Consider the following 15,840-nt stretch of genomic DNA (forward strand, 5'->3'; position numbering starts at 1 on the left):
CCTGGGGCTGCTTCGCAGCCCTTTCGCGACACAAGGCCGCTCCTACACTGACCGCGTAGACGGCATCGATATGGGGTGGGCGAGCTCTGTGGGAGCTGGCGCCAGCCTGCGATGAGGCCGGCGCAGGTTTGTACAAAACCCTGGTTACTTGTCGAATACCTTCTTCACCCGCCCGGCAATCTCTCCCTTGTCGCCTTGCCCGGAAGCCTTGGCCTGGGGCCCGCCGCCGACGTTCAGGTCGAGCTTGCCGCCGGTGTTGATCACGCCGTTCTCGCCCGCATGGATATTGAAGTTCTTGCAGCTGATGTTGATATTGCCGTCGGCCAGCAGCTCGATCACGCTGTCGCCACACACCAGGCGGATCTTGTCGCCGGCGTCCATCACATAGCTGGCGCTGACGCTGTCGCGCTTGTTGCCGCCCACCTGCAGGGTGTCGTGCTGGCGCACTGAGCGGATGCGGTCCTGGCCAATGGTGGCAATTTCGATCATGCCGACGGTCTTGACCCGGCTGATACCCACCGCCAACGTCTGGTTCTGCTCCACCACCGTGTCCATGTTGCGCTCGGCATGCACGTACAACTGCTCGGCGCCCTTCTTGTCTTCCATGCGGATTTCGTTGAAGTTGGCCGGCGTGCCGCCCTTGCTCGAACGGCTCTTCATGCCGCTTTGCGTCGCGTTGCCGGGCAGGTCGTAGGGCACCGCCTGTTCGGCGTTGTACACCCGCCCGGTAATGATCGGCCGGTCGGGGTCGCCTTCAAGGAAGCTCACGATCACTTCCTGGCCGATACGCGGCACCTGGATCGAACCCCAGTTCTTGCCGGCGGTGGCCTGCGACACACGAATCCAGCACGAGCTGTTCTCGTTGGACTGGTCGTGCCGGTCCCAGTGGAAGTGCACCTTCACCCGCCCGTATTGGTCGGTCCAGATTTCCTCGCCAGCCGGGCCTACCACCACCGCGGTCTGCGGGCCTTTGACGAGAGGCCGCAGGGTGCTGCTGACCTGCCGGTAGCTTTGCTGCGCGTCGATGCAGCTGAGGTTGCTCTCGAACTGCGCCGCGCCGCTGCCCGCGCCGCTTTCAAGGCGCTCCTGGTGCACGTAGTAGCGCGCCGCGACGATCAGGTATTCGCGGTTCTGGTCAGGGCGGCTGAAGCCTTCGAGGCTGAACAGATGGCCACTGCCCAGGCCCCGCGCGTTACCGCGCAGTTCGACGCGCTCGTGCAGGCTTTGCAGCGATTCCAGGCGGGTGCGGGCGTAATGCTCGCCGTCCTGGGTCTGCTCGTAGGCGCCGGGGTAGTCGTACAGCGGATAGTCGCCGGCCTGGTGCGGGCGCGGCATGGCCGAGCGCACGTCGATACGCGCGCTGGGCCGCTGGAAGTCGTAGTCGTTGAGCTCAAGCGACCCCGGCTGGACTTCCTGGGCCAGGTGCCAGTCGTTGATATGGTCGCGTTCGCGGTGCTGGCCGTCGGGCGGGTAATACGGCACGGTCTCGTAGCCCGGCGCCTTCTGGTGCGCGCCGTAGGCGTCGGCCAGCACCAGCACGTGGCGCTCCTGTTCATGGCGGAAGAAGTAGTAGATGCCTTCTTCCTCCATCAGCCGGCTGACGAAATCGAAGCTGGTTTCGCGGTACTGCACGCAGTATTCGCGCTCGCGGTAGCTGTGGCTCAGGGCGTCTTCGAAGTCCGAGAAGCCCAGGTCACGGAACACCTGCTTGATGATCTGCGGCACGCTCAGGTGCTGGAAGATGCGGCAGTCGCTGGTGCGGCTGAGCAGCCACAGCCACGGCCGCAGGGTCACCCGGTAGCTGGCGAATTGGCCTTGGTCGACCGACTGGCTGCAGCGCGCGACGATACCGTGAAAGTGCCGCGAACTGCCGGCGCTTACCTGCACGCTGAGGCTCATCGGCTTGCCCAGCAACTGGTTGAGGTCGATGGACGGGTCGTCGCTGGTCAACTGCAACTCGTAGTCGAACAGGCGGCCGAGCTCTTCGCTGCCGCCCATTTCGGCGAGGATCAGTTTGTCCGGCCCCAGCGGGCTGTTGATCTGCGCAAGGCGCGTGAACTGCTTGAACAGCATCGTCGGTCTCGTCAGTCGGCAGCGCCGAAGTCATAGTGCAGGTCATTGTCGCGGCGGCTGATACTCACGCTCGCCAGTGGCTTGCCTTCGAGCAGGCGGGTCAGGAACTCGCGGCTCATGTCCGGCAGCAGGCCGTTGGTCAGGATGGTGTCGATCATGCGGCCACCGCTTTCGGTTTCGGTGCAGCGCGAGACTATCAGGTCTACCACGCCGTCATCGTAGGCAAAGCCGACCTTGTGCGTGCCCTCGACGCGCTTGCGGATACGCTCCAGCTGCAGGCGAGTGATGGCCTTGAGCATGGCGTCGCTGAGCGGGTAGTAAGGGATGGTCACCAGGCGCCCGAGCAGTGCCGGCGGGAAAATCTCCAGCAGCGGCTGGCGCAGCGAAGTGGCCACCGCCTCAGGGTCGGGCAGTGCCTGCGGGTTGTTGCAGGTGCGGGCGATCAGCTCGGTGCCGGCATTGGTGGTCAGCAGGATCAGCGTGTTGCGGAAATCGATCTGGCGGCCTTCGCCGTCTTCCATGACGCCCTTGTCGAACACCTGGAAGAAGATTTCGTGCACGTCGGGGTGGGCTTTTTCCACCTCATCCAGCAGCACCACGCTGTATGGCCGGCGGCGCACGGCCTCGGTCAGCACGCCGCCCTCGCCGTAACCGACATAGCCAGGTGGGGCGCCCTTGAGGGTCGAGACGGTGTGGGCTTCCTGGAACTCGCTCATGTTGATGGTGATCAGGTTCTGCTCACCACCGTACATGGCCTCGGCCAGGGCCAGCGCGGTCTCGGTCTTGCCCACGCCGGAGGTGCCGGCGAGCATGAACACGCCGACCGGCTTGTTCGGGTTGTCCAGGCCTGCGCGGGAGGTCTGGATGCGCTTGGCGATCATTTTCAGCGCGTGGTCCTGGCCAATGATGCGCTTGGCCAGGTGGCTGTCGAGGTTGAGCACCGTTTCGATTTCGTTGCGCGCCATGCGCCCGACCGGGATGCCGGTCCAGTCGGCGACCACCGAGGCCACCGCCTGGTAGTCCACGGTCGGCAGAATCAACGGGCTTTCGCCTTGCAGCGCGGTCAGGCGCTGTTGCAGGTCGATGAGTTTTTCGCGCAGCTCATGGCTGCCTTGCACCTCGACTTCCTGGTCGACCACACCCACCTGCTCGCGCAGTTGCGCACGGGTGGCCAGCAGTTCGTCGACCAGCGTTTTTTCCTCGGCCCAGCGGCTTTCAAGCCCCGCCAGGCGCTCACGTTCTTCAATCAGCAGGGTTTCGGCCAGGCGCTGGCGCTGTTCGGTGGCAACGCCAATGGCCGCTTCGCGGGCGATGATCGCAAGCTCCACCTCAAGCGCTTCGATGCGCCGGCGGCTGTCGTCGACCTCGGCCGGCACCGCGTGCAGGCTGATGGCCACGCGGGCGCAGGCGGTGTCGAGCAGGCTGACCGACTTGTCGGGCAACTGGCGCGCCGGAATGTACCGGTGCGACAGTTTCACCGAGGCTTCCAGGGCTTCGTCGAGGATCTGCACCTGGTGGTGTTTTTCCATGGTCGAGGCCACGCCGCGCATCATCAGCAGGGCCTTGGGCTCGCTCGGCTCGTCCACTTGCACCACCTGGAAGCGGCGGGTCAAGGCCGGGTCTTTCTCGATGTGCTTCTTGTACTCGGCCCAGGTGGTGGCGGCCACGGTGCGCAGGCTGCCGCGCGCCAGTGCCGGCTTGAGCAGGTTGGCGGCATCACCGGTACCGGCTGCGCCACCTGCACCTACCAAGGTGTGGGCTTCGTCGATGAACAGGATGATGGGTTTGGGCGAGGCCTGGACGTCTTCGATGACCTGGCGCAGGCGCTGTTCGAACTCGCCTTTCATGCTGGCACCGGCTTGCAACAGGCCGACGTCCAGGCTGCGCAGCTCGACGTCCTTGAGCGCTGGCGGCACGTCGCCGGCCACGATGCGCAGGGCAAAACCTTCCACCACGGCGGTTTTGCCGACGCCGGCCTCACCGGTAAGAATCGGGTTGTTCTGCCGGCGGCGCATGAGGATGTCGACCAGTTGGCGGATCTCTTCATCGCGGCCGACGATAGGGTCGAGCTTGCCGCTACGGGCCTGTTCGGTCAGGTCCACGGTGAAGCGCTTGAGCGCTTCCTGCTTGCCCATGGCCGCAGGGGCCACGGCGCCGCTGGCTTCGCCGGGTGCACCGGCGCTGAAGCCGTCGCTTGCGGCCAGGCCGTTTTCGGGCGAATCGCCGACGTATTCGTCGAAACGCTCGGTGAGGCTGTCGATCTTCAGCTTGGCGAACTCGCTCGACAGGCCCAGCAGCGCGTTGCGCAGGCTCGGCGTCTTGAGGATGCCCACCACCAGGTAGCCGGTGCGCACCTGGCTTTCGCCGAACAGCAGGCTGCCGTACACCCAGCCACGCTCGACCGCTTCTTCAACCTGCGAAGACAGGTCGGTGATCGAGGTCGAGCCACGCGGCAGGCGGTCCAGGGCATCGGTCAGGTCACGGGCCAGGCGCGCCGGCTCGACGTTGAACTGGCGGATGATGCGGTGCAGGTCGCTGTCTTGCAGTTGCAGCAACTGGTGCAGCCAGTGCGCCAGCTCCACATACGGGTTGCCGCGCAGTTTGCAGAAGACGGTCGCGGCCTCGATGGCCTTGTAGGCGACGCTGTTGAGCTTGCCGAACAGCGCGGCGCGGCTGATTTCACCCATGATCCTGGCTCCTTGTGTGGGGGGCGGCGACCGGCTGCTCGGCGTAGTACCGGGCAAGCTTCAGGTCGCGTGCATCGTGCGAGGGGCGGCCGACCCAGGTATCGAACCCGAGGCGCTGGCCTGCGTTGAGTTGCAACGCAGGCACGTGTGCCTGCGCAAGAATCAGATTGAGGTCCCAGTCCAGTTCCTGGCCCAGGTACTCGGACACCCACGCTGCCAGCTCGACGAACGCCTGCCCGCCGGGCAACAGCGCGTGATACTGGTCCAGGGTCAGCGGGCCAAGGCACAGGCGGAACTTGTGCTGGCGGTCCCAGACGTAGCGGCCCAGGCACAGGTCCATGCCCAGGCGGTTGGCGCGCACGCCGAGCTGGCTGCGTTCGGGCAGCTCCAGCCATTGGCCGACGTACTCTTCAAGCTTGACCGGCACGCCGAAGTATTCGCCCAGGATGCTGCACAAACCGTCCGGGTAGCGGGTCTGTGCGCCGAGGTGCCCCGACCAGTGCAGCTTGGCAGTGTCAGCCAGCGGGCCTTGGCCTTGCAGCTCCGGCTGGCCACGGCCGCTCAGCGCTGCCAGGCGCGCAGCCCAGTAGTCATCGCCTGGGCGGTCATGGCTGACGGTGGGCCGGGCTTCGGCCCAGGCGCGGTAGAACAGGCTCAGCAGGCGGTGGTGGAAGATATCCAGAAAACGCTTGCTGGTGGGGTCGGCGTGGTTGCGCTGGCGCTCGCGCATGTACTCGGTCAGGTGCAGCGGCAGCGGGCCGTTGGGGCCGCCCAGGCCGAAGAAGAACTGCTCCAGGCGCGGCGGGCCGGCTTCGCCTGCGCTGACCGAGGCCAGTGTGGCTGGGGCGAAGCTGCAATCCAGGCGCTGGCCCAGGCGCACCGGCTCATCTGCCAGGCGCAACGAATGGCCGAAGCGCGGCAGCTCCGGGTTTTCTGCCTCAAGGCGGCGCAGTGCCTGGAAGAAGTCGTACTCCCAGGGCTCGGCCTGCATGGCCTGGAGCGTATTCACAGGGTAGGCCTGCGCCCGGGCTTGGCTTTCCAGCGCATGATCTCGCCTCGTTCGCTGGTGCGCAGCACGGTTTCGGTAAAGCTGTTGATCGACACGTAGCGGGTCAGGAAACGCTCGAACACCGCCCCGAGCAGAAACACCCCGGTGCCGCGGAAGGCGTTTTCATCGAAGGTCAGGGTGATTTCCAGGCCACGGCCAAAGACGATCGGCCCCGGCATCGGCAAGCGCCGCGTGCACGGCTTGCTGCTGACCTCGCGCAGGCCGTCGATCTGCAATTGCAGGGCGCTATCGTGATGGTCGCCATACAGGCGCAGCAGTTCGCGCAGGGCGGCAGCGCCCTGGCCTTGCTCGGCCAGCGACAGGTAGTTCAGCGACAGCTGGCTGATCAGGCGCCAGGCGCGGTTGTCGTGGGCGTGGCTGGCCTTTGGCCGGCTTGGCCCGGCCAGGCAGCGCACGGCGGCCACGGGGGCACTGTCGGCCAGGCTGAAATCGCTGCGCCCGTCGCCAACGTTCATGAACAGCGGCAGGTCGCGGTTGCTGCACAGCGCGCTGATGCCCAGCTGGCGCAGGTCGTGGCGGTACGGCGCCTGTTGGCCATCGACCAGGCTGACGAAGGTCTCGCTGCCCATGTAGCTGGAGCGCGTGCCGTTGCGTCGTTGCTCGCTGGACAGCACGCGCGGCTCGCGGCGCACGATGTAGTAGGCCTGGTCGCGTCCATAGCGCGACGGGTCGCGCACGGCATAGAAGGGCAGGAACGGCTGGTCGGGGCCGGTGCCGTGGCCGGTCACCTGTTGCAGCGAGTGAATCTCGAAATCGGTGGGCCGGGTGCGGTCGGCGATCACATGGTGCTCGTTGACCCGGTCGGTCAGGTGCAGGCGGTCGACCCGGCGCGGGAACAGGTTGATCGCCGGGGTGCAGAACGGCACGAACTGCGCCGCACTCACGCTGCTTTCAAGGCTCTGGTCGAAGCGCTCGAACAGCACCAGGATTTCCAGCTCCTGGCCGTCGCAGCGTTGCACCGCCCGTTGCAGCCCGGCCACATCAATGAACAGAAAACGCTGCGGCAGGGCGAAGTATTCCTGCAACAGCCGGTAACCCTGGAACGCCTGGGGCACCACCGGCAACGCCGCTTCGGCGTCATCGAAGCCGCACGGCAGCAGGGCTTGCTCGACCGGGATGCGCTCGACCCAGTCGGCACCTGGCTGGCGCACGAACACCGCGCAGGCGCTGCCGAGCAGTTGCTCGTAGAGGCGATACGGGGTTTCGTCGGCGCCGTTGAGGTACAGCGGCAGGTGCGTCAACGGCAGGCTGGAAAACGGGATTTCCGCCCCGCTGCGCAGGGTCAGGCGCAGGCCGGCACGGGCCTTGGGTTCGCTGGTGGCCAGGCGCCCAAGCACCGCGCCGGGGTTGCCGAAATACTCGGCGCGGGCCACTTGCAGTGGCCACAAGGTGACGTCCTGGGTGCTGCGAAACTCGCACGGGGTTTGCGAGTTGCGGCCCAGGTTGGCTCGCAGCACGCTGCCGCGCGGCAGCGGGAAACCTGCCGCCAACGAGCCTTCGTCGGGGTCGGTCTGCAGCTGCACCACGGTCATCGACGGGGTCGGCGCCAGGTAGTGCGGGTAGGCGATTTCGAGCAAATTGTGGGTGAAGGTCGGGTACTCGGCGTCGAGTTTCAGCTGAACGCGCGCGGTCAGGTAGGCGAAACCTTCAAGCAGGCGCTCGACGTACGGGTCGGCGCATTCGATGCCCGACAGCGTCAGGCGCCCGGCAATCTTCGGGTATTCCTTGGCGAACTCGGCAGCGCCTTCGCGGATGTGCTGCAGTTCCTGGTTGTACAGTTCGAGCAGGCGCGGGTTCATGTGCGCCTCCTGCGGTCGGCGGGCGCTACGCGCACATGGCCCGATTCGAGGTCGACGTCGGTCTGCAGCAGCAACGGCAGCGCCGCTGGCTGCGCCCACAGGTCGCCTTCGATTTCGAAGCTCAGGGCGTTGGCGTTCATCTCGCCGGGTGCAGCCTGCGCCCGTACCTTGAGGGTGTGGGCAAGGATGCGGGGTTCGTAGGTAGCGATGGCCTGATGGATGATGCGCTCCAAGGCGGTCAGGTCGATGTTCGAGGCACTGTTGCCGGCCAACGCAGGCAGGCCGTAGTTGATCACCGAGGCACCGGCTGGGGTGTTCAGGGTGGCGGCGCTGTCGAGCAGGGAGGTGGTGTTGAGCAGCCAGGCCAGGTCACGCAGCACCGAGGCCTTGAGTTGCTGCAGGCTGAGCACGCGCTTGTCGGGGGCTTCCTGCGGGTTGCCCGGTTCATCGTCGGTGAGACGATCGAGCAGCGAGGGTTGCAGGCGGTCGCGGGTGGCGAGTTCGGCTACCACTTCAAAGACACTCTCTCAGTGAGCGTTGATACCGTGGGAGCGGGCTTGCCCCGCGATGGCGACGGCACGGACAGTACGGTCTGCCGGGCCGGCGCATCGCGGGGCAAGCCCGCTCCCACGAAGGGCTGTCAGATCTTGACGTTGGAGCGGATGTTCCAGCCGTACTTGATCGGGCCGCCTTCTTTGGAGCCGTCGGCTTTCTGCGGCTGGTAGTCAACGGTGACCTTGGCGAAGTTCAGGCTGACGTTTTCGGTCAGGCGGTCATCGCTGCCCGAGCCACCGGTGCTCAGCGAGCTGATGATGACTTCTTCGAGGTTGATGATGAAGTACTCGACTTGGCTCTCGCCGCCGGCTTTTCGCACGGTCAGCTTGACCTTGTCGATGTGCTTGCCGCTGGAGCAGTGCGCCATCAGGTTAGGGCTGGATTTGTCGACGTACTTGGTGATCGACAGGTCCTGGATGTTGACCTTGCCCGAACCGCCGCCGCTGCCCATGTGCATGTTGCCGGACTGGGACATGCCCCAGCTCCAGTTCAGCACGTCGATTTCGTCCTTGTGGCCTTTGTCATGGGACTCGCCCTTGATGTCGCCGATCTTGATGAAAATATCTACAGCCATGATGTCCTCGGAGTTTCGCGTCGATTAACAATCTGGTGTTTGGGGGCTGCTTTGCAGCCCTTTCGCGACACAAGGCCGCTCCTACATAGAGCGCCTTGGTGCCGCAAAGGGCGGCAAAACGATCAGGGGGCTATCAGGCCCCTTTGGCCGAAGGCAGCTTCGATACCAGGCGCAGCGACACGGTCAGCCCTTCGAGCTGGTAGTGCGGGCGCAGGTAGAAGCGCGAGTTGTAATAACCCGGGTTGCCTTCGACTTCCTCGACCACCACCTCGGCAGCCGCGAGCGGATGCTGGGCCTTGGTGGTCTCGGTGGAGTGCGCCGGATCGCCGTCGACGTAGTTGAGGATCCAGTCCTGCAGCCAGCGCTGCATCTCGTCCTTTTCCTTGAACGAGCCGATCTTGTCGCGAACGATGCACTTCAGGTAATGCGCAAAGCGGCAGGTGGCGAACAGGTACGGCAGGCGCGCAGCCAGGTTGGCGTTTGCGGTGGCGTCCGGGTCGTCGTATTCGGCCGGCTTTTGCAGCGACTGGGCGCCAATGAAGGCAGCAAAGTCGGTGTTCTTTTTATGCAGCAGGGGCATGAAGCCGTTTTTCGCCAGCTCCGCCTCGCGGCGGTCGGAAATGGCGATTTCGGTCGGGCACTTCATATCCACGCCACCGTCGTCGGTGGGGAAGGTGTGCGCCGGCAGGCCTTCCACTTCACCGCCCGACTCGACGCCACGGATGCGCGAGCACCAGCCGTAGTGTTTGAACGAACGGTTGATGTTCACCGCCATCGCGTAGGCGGCGTTGGCCCAGGTGTACTTGCTGCTGTCGGCGCCGTCGGTGTCTTCTTCGAAGGCGAAGGCCTCGACCGGGTCGGTCTTGGCACCGTATGGCAGGCGCGCCAGGAAGCGCGGCATGGTCAGGCCGATGTAGCGCGAGTCTTCCGATTCACGCAGCGAGCGCCAGCCGGCGTATTCCGGGGTGGTGAAGATCTTGGTCAGGTCGCGCGGGTTGGACAGCTCCTGCCACGAGCCCATGCCCATCACCGTTGGCGAGGCTGCCGAGATGAACGGGGCGTGCATCGAGGCGCAGACCTTGGACATTTCGCCCAGCAGCTCGACATCCGGTGGCGACTGGTCGAAGTAGTAGTCGCCCACCAGGCAGCCGTAAGGCTCGCCGCCGAACTGGCCGTACTCTTCCTCGTAGAGCTTCTTGAACACCGGGCTCTGGTCCCACGCGGTGCCTTTGAATTTCTTCAGGGTCTTGTGCAGGTCGTTCTTCGAGATGTTGAGCACGCGAATCTTCAGCTGCTCGTCGCTCTCGGTGTTGTTGACCAGGTAGTGCAGGCCACGCCACGCGCTTTCCAACTGCTGGAAATCGTTGTGGTGGATGATCTGGTTGACCTGCGCGGTGAGCTTCTGGTCGATGGCCGCGATGATCTGCTCGATCGAGCCGATGGCGTCGTTGGACACCAGGTTGGTCTGCGCCAGGGCCTGTTCCGCCAGGGTGCGCACCGCGCTCTCGACGGCTTCCTTGGCGCGCTCGGTCTTGGGCTTGAACTCCTGCAGCAGCAGGCTTGCGAACTCGCTTGGGTCCTGGGTGGCCGTCTGCTGGGCCTGGGTGTCGCGCAATGTGTCGGTCATGGGCTGGCTCCTCAGGCGCTCGGCTCGGAATCGGCGGGTTTCGGTGCGCTGGCCAGGGCCTGCAGCAGGGCCGGGTCCTTGATTGCCTTGAGGATGATGTCCTCGGCGCCAGTCTTGCCGTCCATGTAGGTCAGCAGGTTGGCCAGCTGGGTGCGGGCTTCGAGCAGTTGGTTCAGGGCATCGACCTTGCGCGCTACGGCCGCTGGGCTGAAGTCGTCCATGCTCTCGAAGGTGATGTCCAGGCTCAGGTTGCCTTCACCGGTCAGCTCGTTGGGCACGTTGAAGGCCACACGCGGCTTCATGGCCTTGAGGCGCGAGTCGAAGTTGTCGACATCCACCTCAAGGAACTTGCGGTCGGCAACGGCTGGCAGCGGCTCGGCAGGCTTGCCGGCGAGGTCGGAAAGCACGCCCATGACGAAGGGCAGCTGGACCTTTTTCTCGGCGCCGTAGAGTTCTACGTCGTATTCGATCTGGACCCGCGGCGCACGGTTGCGCGCGATGAATTTCTGGGAGCTGTCTTTCGCCACGTTGTTCCTCCTGCTCGCCGATGCGGCGGCTCTGTTCGTTGCGGGCGTCGTTGTTTAAGCGGGCGAGGCGTCAGTAGTCGCCTTCAGGCCCGCGCAGGTTCTCGAATTGCGACATGCCATCGGGGATCAGGTCGCGCACGATGGTCGCAAAATCGGCATTGACCAGGTTCTTGGCCCGGCGCAGCAACACCGGCAACGGGCTCGAAGGCTCGTGGCGGGCGTAGTACTGCAACAGGCGTTCAAGGCATTGCTGGACGTCTTCGCGGCTGTTGACCTCGCCCGGGCGGGCAGCAGGGCGAGGCGCTGCGGCCTGGGCCTGCGATGGCGAGTAATCGTCGTTGCTGGCCGGGGCGTCGTCCGCGGCGGCGGTAACTGGCGCTGCGCCCTCGGGGCCGTATTCGTTGAGCACCTGCTGCACCTGGCGCAGCGGCTGGCGCAGGGCCGACAGGTCGACGCCGCTGGCAGAGCCAACCTGGTCGTTGACCCGGCTTTCGATGCTGTCGAGCGCATCGCGCGCCATTTGCAGCGCCTGCTGGCACTCCAGCAACTGCTCGGGGTCGGCGTCGCGCAGGGCGGCGGCGAGTTCTTCGGGGCTCAGGTGTTCGCTGGCAAAGTGCTGTACGCCACCGGCATGCAGGGCGGCGCGCAGGGTAATCGGGCCGAAGGTGCGCGAGCGCACAAGCACCGCGTCGCGCAGCAGGCCGATGTTGGTGTCGCAGGTGAGGCCGGCCAGGGCATTGACGCGCACAGTGGGGTCATTGTCGTCGGCGGCGTCCAGCTGCGGGTGCAGGTACAGCCAGTATTCGGCGAGCAGGTCGCGGATCAGCTCAAGGCTGGCGGCCAGGCCCGGCAGGCCATGCAGGGCCAGGTTGGACTGCACCAGAAAGTGGGTGATGCGCAGGTCTTTGCTGCGCTGCAACAGGTCGGTACAGGCTTGCTCGATGGCGCGCCACTGGGGCGGCTCGGCCGGCTGCACGGCATCGCCCATTACACGCTCGGGGCGGCCCTGGGCGTCACGCTCCAGTTGCAGAAAGTCGGCGTCATATTCGAGGTCGTCGCCACAGGGGAAGTCTGCGGAAACAGCGGCGAGCAACTGCGGCGAGTTCACCTGAATTCGATCTCCATATCGGCCCGTGGCGCGGGCTGGCGTTCATGCGAGGCAACTTTTGTGAGCAAGTGCACAAACTTTTCAAAGAGCACCTGGGTGATATCACGGTGATATCATTTTGGTACTCCGAAGTTGCGCATTTATGGTTTATTTGTAAACAAGTGTCAAGGTAAGCTATGCGCCGCGAATGGCGGCTGTGAACCAGTTGGCACGGCCATTGTCCATGTGTCGGGTGCCATCAAAGTGCCTCATCTTTCGGGTTCCATCTGGCCCGGCAAATCCTGAGACAAGGCCCGCGGCCTAACGTTCCCAGGCCGGTTCGAGGTTTGTAGGCACGCTCTGTCAACCCATCCATACGGGTGGGCGCAGCGTTTCACACATATGCATGGAGGCATGATGGCGCTTTGCCTAACAATCACCAGCTACCACAAGATCACGCCCGGGCAATGCCCGGAAAAGTTGCTGGAGAACGGTGCCATCACTGTTGGCCGCTCTGCGGACAATGATTGGGTACTTCCCGACCCTGAACGCCTGGTTTCATCCCAGCATTGCGTGATCCAGTTCAAGGACGGCCGTTACTACCTGACCGATACCAGTACTAACGGTGTGGAATTGGTCAATGCCGGTATTCGTCTGCGCCGTGGCAACAGTGAGCCACTGATGAACGGCGAAGTTATCCGTATTGGTGAATATGAAATTCAGGCGCGCATCGACGCGAGCCTGGCGATTGCCGTGGACGGGCAGCCGGGCGCCAACAGCTTTGAAGCGCTGATGGCTAACCAGGTGTCGTCACCGGCCATGACCGAGGCGCCGATTTCGGGCGCGCCGGCTGCGTTTTTGCAAGGGGCGTCGAGCCACGACACCTTGCCGGACCTGTTCGATTTTCTTGGCCCTGCGAGCGTGGCCCCGGTCAGCCAGCCTGACCACGTGCCGGCCCAGCAGCACGACTTCCGCCCGCCGGCGCCGGTTGCGCCTCCGCCTGCGCCCGCACCGGCACCCGCTGCCCCAGGGGTGATCCCGGCGGACTGGAACCCGTTCGACGATGCCCCAGCGCCGGCCCCGGCCCCGGTATTCGCGGCACCCGCTCCTGCGCCATTCATTCCAGAGCCTGCGCCTGCGCCCGAGCCGCTGCGCAGCGTAGAGCCCATGCCCGCGCCTGCTCCTGCTCCCGTGCAGCCCGTAGCCGCCCCGGCGCCGGCCCCGGCAGCCAACAGCGATGCCCTGTTGCAGGCCTTCCTGCGCGGCGCCGGTATCGAGCACCTGCGCATCGACGCGGTTGATGCTGCCGCGCAGATGGAGTCCATCGGGCGCAGCTACCGGCTGATGGTCGAAGGCCTTATAGATGTACTGCGTGCGCGCAGCAGCCTAAAAGGCGAGTTCCGTATGCAGCAGACCACCATCGCCCCGGTGCAGAACAACCCGCTCAAGTTCGCTCCCAATGCCGACGAAGCGCTGTTGCTGTTGCTGCGCCACGGCAACCAGGCGTTCATGCCGCCTGACCAGGCGGTAAGCGACAGCTTCGATGACCTGCGCGCTCACCAGCTGGCGGTAATGGCCGGCGTTGAAGCGGCCATCAAGCACCTGTTGAACCGCTTCGAACCTGCCCGCCTCGAGGAGCGCCTGGCACCGGCAGCCGGCCTTGCCAAGCTGTTCGGCGGCTCGCGCCAGGCCCACTGCTGGCAGCAGTTCACCGCCCTTTACAGCCAGATATCCCAGGAAGCCGAAGACGACTTCCAGGACCTGTTCGGCCGTGAATTCAGCCGCGCCTACCAGGCCCAGAACAACCGTATGCAACGCCCCTGAGGCGCACAGGAAGACACCACACGTCATGAGGACGAGGATGAACGCAACACGACTGATCGCAGCCCTGGCCATGGCGCTGCTCAGTGCCTGCAGCAAGGATGCGCCGGTTGAGCCCGCGGCGGTTGCCGCAGCACCCGCCGTTACCCTGTATTTCAGTGCCGCCGAAGGGCTCAATCCCGGTGCAACGGGCACCCCTGCGCCGGTGCGTGTGCGCATCTTCGAGCTGAAGAACACCGCCGCCTTTGCCCGTGCCGACTATTTCTCCCTGGCCGACCGCGCCCAGGCCACCTTGGCTGCCGACCTGATCGACCAGGACGAGGTGCTGCTGCACCCCGGCGAGCAGCTACGCCTGGAGCGCCCGCTGGACCCCGCCACCCGCCATATCGGCCTGGTGGTGGGTTACCGCGAAGTCGACCAGGCGCAATGGCGCAGCGTGCTGCCAGTACCGCCGCGTGACTATCAGATCAGCCTCGATGTGCGTGCCGTGCGCAGCGCCGTGGCCACCCCACAACCTGAGCCTGCCCGCTAGGCAATCGGAGTACCCATGTCCTGGAACAATCGCGTGGTCTGGTCGGAAGGCATGTTCATCACGACCCAGCACTTCCAGCAACACGACCGCTATCTGGAAAACTTCGTCGACGCCCGCAGCCGCCCGCTCAGTGCCGCCGCCTGGGGCTTCTCGGAGCTGCTGATCGACCAGGGCCTGCTGGCCCAAGGCAAGCTGGCCATCCTCAGTGCCCGCGGCCTGCTGCCCGATGGCACCCCGTTCGATATCCCCCGCGACGACCTGCCGCCTGCGCCGCTGGACGTACCAGACGACCTGCGCGACGGCGTGATCTACTTGGGCCTGCCGCTCAAGCGTGCCGGCGCCCGCGATACCGTCGATGAAGGCGAGGCGGCCGATGGCGCGCGCTATGTCAGCCGCATCAGTGAGGTGCGCGACGACAACGCCCCGTTCGAAAACCGCGTGCCCCTGGCCCTGGGCAGCCGCGCCCTGCGCCTGCTGCGCGCCGAAGATGGCTTGAGCGACTACGCCGCCTTGGGTGTGGTGCGCATCCGCGAGAAGCGCGCCGACCGCGCGCTGGTGCTGGACGAACGCTACATCCCGCCACTGCTGGATATCACCGCCAACACCCAGCTGTCGGGTTTCCGTGGCGAGCTGCTAGGCCTGCTGCACCAGCGCGGTGAGGCCCTGGCCGGGCGCGTGGTGGCTTCGGCCAATGGCGGTGCGTCGGAAATCGCCGACTTCATGCTGCTGCAGCTGGTCAACCGTGCCCAGCCACTGGTCGAGCACCTCAACCAGTTGACCCCGCTGCACCCCGAGCGCCTGTACAGCGAACTGGTGGCCCTGGCTGGCGAGTTCGCCACCTTCACCCGCGATGGCCGCCGCCCAGACACGTACCCGGTGTACCAGCACGATGACCTGGCAGCCACCTTCACCCCGGTGATGGCGGCGCTGCGCGAGGCGCTGTCGATGCTGATCGACAGCAAGGCAGTGGCCATCCCGCTGGTCGAGAAGGCCTACGGCATTCATGTCGGCATGCTCGCCGACCGCAGCCTGCTCGACAGCGCCAGCTTTATTCTGGTGGTGCGCGCCGATGTGCCCAGCGAAACCCTGCGCGGCCGTTTTGGCCAGCAGAGCAAGATTGGCTCGGTGGAACACATTCGCGACCTGGTCAACCTGCAACTGCCGGGCATTGGCCTGCTGCCGCTGCCGGTGGCGCCACGGCAGATCCCGTTCCATGCAGGCTCGACCTATTTCGAGCTGGACCGTGGCAGCGAGCACTGGAAGCAACTGCAGCACTCGGGCGGCTTTGCGTTCTATGTGGCGGGCGAGTTCCCTGGCTTGAACCTGGCTTTCTGGGCGATCCGCGGATGATGCTCAACCCGATCAGGCGGCAGGTCGCCCAGCCCTTTGCGCTGCACCGCCGCGCAGAAAACCGGGGCGTGGGAGCGGGCTTGCCCCGCGATCCTGCCGACGTTCATACCCCCAATCCACGGACCGGAGACTAAGCCGC

Annotated in this window: 12 protein-coding genes; 3 read left to right on the forward strand and 9 right to left on the reverse strand. The window is 65.3% G+C overall.

The window, feature by feature from the left end; genetic code table 11:
* Positions 1-144: 144 nt before the first annotated feature.
* The 9 genes from HU720_RS07795 to tssA form a co-directional block, all read right to left on the reverse strand.
* On the reverse strand, positions 145-2,073 hold the full coding sequence (locus HU720_RS07795) for a type VI secretion system tip protein VgrG (RefSeq protein ID WP_186518826.1): 1,929 nt from the start codon (positions 2,071-2,073) through the stop codon (positions 145-147).
* An 11-nt stretch (positions 2,074-2,084) separates the two neighbouring features.
* Positions 2,085-4,760 (reverse strand): type VI secretion system ATPase TssH, encoded by a 2,676-nt coding sequence (gene tssH, locus HU720_RS07800; protein ID WP_186518828.1) that lies wholly within the window; start codon positions 4,758-4,760, stop codon positions 2,085-2,087.
* Positions 4,753-5,802 carry a type VI secretion system baseplate subunit TssG gene (gene tssG, locus HU720_RS07805; RefSeq protein WP_186518939.1) on the reverse strand — a complete coding sequence of 350 codons (1,050 nt, stop codon included), beginning with the start codon at positions 5,800-5,802 and terminating at the stop codon, positions 4,753-4,755. Before tssG ends, tssH begins: the two co-directional genes overlap by 8 nt.
* A complete protein-coding gene (gene tssF / locus HU720_RS07810) occupies positions 5,766-7,628 on the reverse strand; it encodes a type VI secretion system baseplate subunit TssF (protein ID WP_186518830.1) in 1,863 nt (620 codons plus the stop codon). The genes tssG and tssF overlap by 37 nt, the downstream gene beginning before the upstream one ends.
* Positions 7,625-8,140: a type VI secretion system baseplate subunit TssE gene (gene tssE / locus HU720_RS07815; protein ID WP_186518832.1), complete on the reverse strand. Its 516-nt coding sequence runs from the start codon at positions 8,138-8,140 to the stop codon at positions 7,625-7,627. The genes tssF and tssE overlap by 4 nt, the downstream gene beginning before the upstream one ends.
* A gap of 128 nt (positions 8,141-8,268) precedes the next feature.
* Positions 8,269-8,757, reverse strand: a complete 489-nt coding sequence (locus HU720_RS07820; RefSeq protein WP_186518834.1) for a type VI secretion system tube protein Hcp — start codon at positions 8,755-8,757, stop codon at positions 8,269-8,271.
* A 133-nt stretch (positions 8,758-8,890) separates the two neighbouring features.
* Entirely contained in the window at positions 8,891-10,384 is a 1,494-nt protein-coding gene (gene tssC / locus HU720_RS07825) for a type VI secretion system contractile sheath large subunit (RefSeq protein ID WP_186518836.1), read from the reverse strand.
* 11 nt (positions 10,385-10,395) lie between these two features.
* Positions 10,396-10,911 carry a type VI secretion system contractile sheath small subunit gene (tssB, locus tag HU720_RS07830; protein ID WP_186518838.1) on the reverse strand — a complete coding sequence of 172 codons (516 nt, stop codon included), beginning with the start codon at positions 10,909-10,911 and terminating at the stop codon, positions 10,396-10,398.
* A gap of 70 nt (positions 10,912-10,981) precedes the next feature.
* Positions 10,982-12,019, reverse strand: a complete 1,038-nt coding sequence (tssA, locus tag HU720_RS07835; protein ID WP_186518841.1) for a type VI secretion system protein TssA — start codon at positions 12,017-12,019, stop codon at positions 10,982-10,984.
* A gap of 396 nt (positions 12,020-12,415) precedes the next feature.
* Here tssA and tagH point away from each other — a divergent pair, with 396 nt between their 5' ends.
* From tagH to tssK, 3 genes are read left to right on the forward strand one after another with little or no spacing between them, the layout of a single operon-like run.
* Positions 12,416-13,822, forward strand: coding sequence for a type VI secretion system-associated FHA domain protein TagH (gene tagH / locus HU720_RS07840; protein WP_186518843.1), 1,407 nt, complete (start codon positions 12,416-12,418; stop codon positions 13,820-13,822).
* 37 nt (positions 13,823-13,859) lie between these two features.
* Positions 13,860-14,351, forward strand: a complete 492-nt coding sequence (tssJ, locus tag HU720_RS07845; protein WP_186518845.1) for a type VI secretion system lipoprotein TssJ — start codon at positions 13,860-13,862, stop codon at positions 14,349-14,351.
* Between the two features lie 15 nt (positions 14,352-14,366).
* Positions 14,367-15,701 carry a type VI secretion system baseplate subunit TssK gene (gene tssK / locus HU720_RS07850; protein ID WP_186518847.1) on the forward strand — a complete coding sequence of 445 codons (1,335 nt, stop codon included), beginning with the start codon at positions 14,367-14,369 and terminating at the stop codon, positions 15,699-15,701.
* Positions 15,702-15,840: the final 139 nt, after the last annotated feature.

The sequence above is a fragment of the Pseudomonas sp. SWRI51 genome (assembly GCF_014268825.1).
Taxonomy (GTDB): domain Bacteria; phylum Pseudomonadota; class Gammaproteobacteria; order Pseudomonadales; family Pseudomonadaceae; genus Aquipseudomonas; species Aquipseudomonas farsensis.

Bases quoted from the DNA above. Each gene is read 5' to 3' on its own strand.
- HU720_RS07795 (WP_186518826.1), bottom strand. From the start codon at position 2,073: ATGCTGTTCAAGCAGTTCACGCGCCTTGCGCAGATCAACAGCCCGCTG.
- tssH (WP_186518828.1), bottom strand. From the start codon at position 4,760: ATGGGTGAAATCAGCCGCGCCGCGCTGTTCGGCAAGCTCAACAGCGTC.
- tssF (WP_186518830.1), bottom strand. From the start codon at position 7,628: ATGAACCCGCGCCTGCTCGAACTGTACAACCAGGAACTGCAGCACATC.
- HU720_RS07820 (WP_186518834.1), bottom strand. From the start codon at position 8,757: ATGGCTGTAGATATTTTCATCAAGATCGGCGACATCAAGGGCGAGTCC.
- tssC (WP_186518836.1), bottom strand. From the start codon at position 10,384: ATGACCGACACATTGCGCGACACCCAGGCCCAGCAGACGGCCACCCAG.
- tagH (WP_186518843.1), top strand. From the start codon at position 12,416: ATGGCGCTTTGCCTAACAATCACCAGCTACCACAAGATCACGCCCGGG.
- tssJ (WP_186518845.1), top strand. From the start codon at position 13,860: ATGAACGCAACACGACTGATCGCAGCCCTGGCCATGGCGCTGCTCAGT.
- tssK (WP_186518847.1), top strand. From the start codon at position 14,367: ATGTCCTGGAACAATCGCGTGGTCTGGTCGGAAGGCATGTTCATCACG.